The organism is Harryflintia acetispora (assembly GCA_004340125.1).
Classification (GTDB): Bacteria; Bacillota; Clostridia; order Oscillospirales; family Ruminococcaceae; genus Harryflintia; species Harryflintia acetispora.
Genome location: SLUK01000019.1, coordinates 3,123 through 5,022 on the forward strand (window position 1 = coordinate 3,123; position 1,900 = coordinate 5,022).

The window sequence follows — 1,900 nt, forward strand, 5'->3', positions numbered from 1 at the left end:
ACACAGGAGGAGCTTCGCTCCGACAGGTGAATTCTTTGAGACGCCAACGGGGACGTTGGCGTAGGACCCTCAAAATCGAACAACATGTTAAAGCTCTTTAAAATCCCTGACCTTGGAGTTCGTAAGTGTCTTACCACTTACTATCGCTCCTTAGAAAGGAGGTGATCCAGCCGCACCTTCCGATACGGCTACCTTGTTACGACTTCACCCTAATCACCAATCCCACCTTCGGCAGCGCCCTCCTTGCGGTTAGGCTACTGACTTCGGGTGTTACCGGCTCTCATGGTGTGACGGGCGGTGTGTACAAGGCCCGGGAACGTATTCACCGCGGCATGCTGATCCGCGATTACTAGCAATTCCGACTTCATACAGGCGGGTTGCAGCCTGCAATCCGAACTGAGACACTTTTTGGGGGTTTGCTCCACCTCGCGGTCTTGCTTCCCTCTGTTAAGTGCCATTGTAGTACGTGTGTAGCCCAGGTCATAAGGGGCATGATGATTTGACGTCATCCCCACCTTCCTCCGTTTTGTCAACGGCAGTCTCATTAGAGTGCTCTTGCGTAGCAACTAATAATAAGGGTTGCGCTCGTTGCGGGACTTAACCCAACATCTCACGACACGAGCTGACGACAACCATGCACCACCTGTCTATGCGTCCCGAAGGACTTCCCGTATCTCTACGGTATGCGCACGATGTCAAGACCTGGTAAGGTTCTTCGCGTTGCTTCGAATTAAACCACATACTCCACTGCTTGTGCGGGCCCCCGTCAATTCCTTTGAGTTTCAGTCTTGCGACCGTACTCCCCAGGTGGATTACTTATTGTGTTAACTCCGGCACGGAAGGGGTCAGTCCCCCCACACCTAGTAATCATCGTTTACGGCGTGGACTACCAGGGTATCTAATCCTGTTTGCTACCCACGCTTTCGAGCCTCAGCGTCAGTTAGAGCCCAGCAGGCCGCCTTCGCCACTGGTGTTCCTCCTAATATCTACGCATTTCACCGCTACACTAGGAATTCCGCCTGCCTCTACTCCACTCAAGAAATGCAGTTTTGAACGCGATTATCAGTTGAGCCGATAGTTTAAACATTCAACTTGCATTCCCGCCTACGCTCCCTTTACACCCAGTAATTCCGGACAACGCTTGCCACCTACGTATTACCGCGGCTGCTGGCACGTAGTTAGCCGTGGCTTCCTCCTCAGGTACCGTCATTGATTTCGTCCCTGAAGACAGAGGTTTACAATCCGAAAACCGTCTTCCCTCACGCGGCGTCGCTGCATCAGGGTTTCCCCCATTGTGCAATATCCCCCACTGCTGCCTCCCGTAGGAGTCTGGGCCGTGTCTCAGTCCCAATGTGGCCGATCAACCTCTCAGTCCGGCTACTGATCGTCGCCTTGGTGGGCCGTTACCCCGCCAACTAGCTAATCAGCCGCGAGCCCATCTTTGTGCGATAAAATCTTTGGTCAAAAAACCATGCGGTTCCTTGACGTTATGCGGTATTAGCGTCCGTTTCCAGACGTTATTCCCCTCACAAAGGCAGGTTGCTCACGTGTTACTCACCCGTCCGCCACTAAGAAATGCAAAGCAAGCTTAGCATTTCTCCGTTCGACTTGCATGTGTTAGGCGCGCCGCCAGCGTTCGTCCTGAGCCAGGATCAAACTCTTTAGAAATGGTATATATATCGCCCCTAGGCGCTACATATCTCTTTCAAAAGCTTAATTCGCTCTTGGTGCGTCCTTCTGGACGCTTTACGCTAGCACTGCGTGTTCCTCCCGGAACACGCGCTGGAATTCCTTGCGGAATTCCCATGTCCCAAAAGTCCCACGCACTACTTTGAATTACTCATTAGAATTTCAAAGGTTCGCTTTTTCATGTTGTTCAATTTTCAAGGTCCTATAGCGT

The 1,900-nt window shown here is 51.9% G+C and carries 1 rRNA gene; it reads right to left on the reverse strand.

The annotated features are described in order from the left end of the window. Nucleotides 1–154 precede the first annotated feature (154 nt). A 16S ribosomal RNA gene (locus tag EDD78_RS13805) occupies nt 155–1,668 on the reverse strand. Nucleotides 1,669–1,900 lie beyond the last annotated feature (232 nt).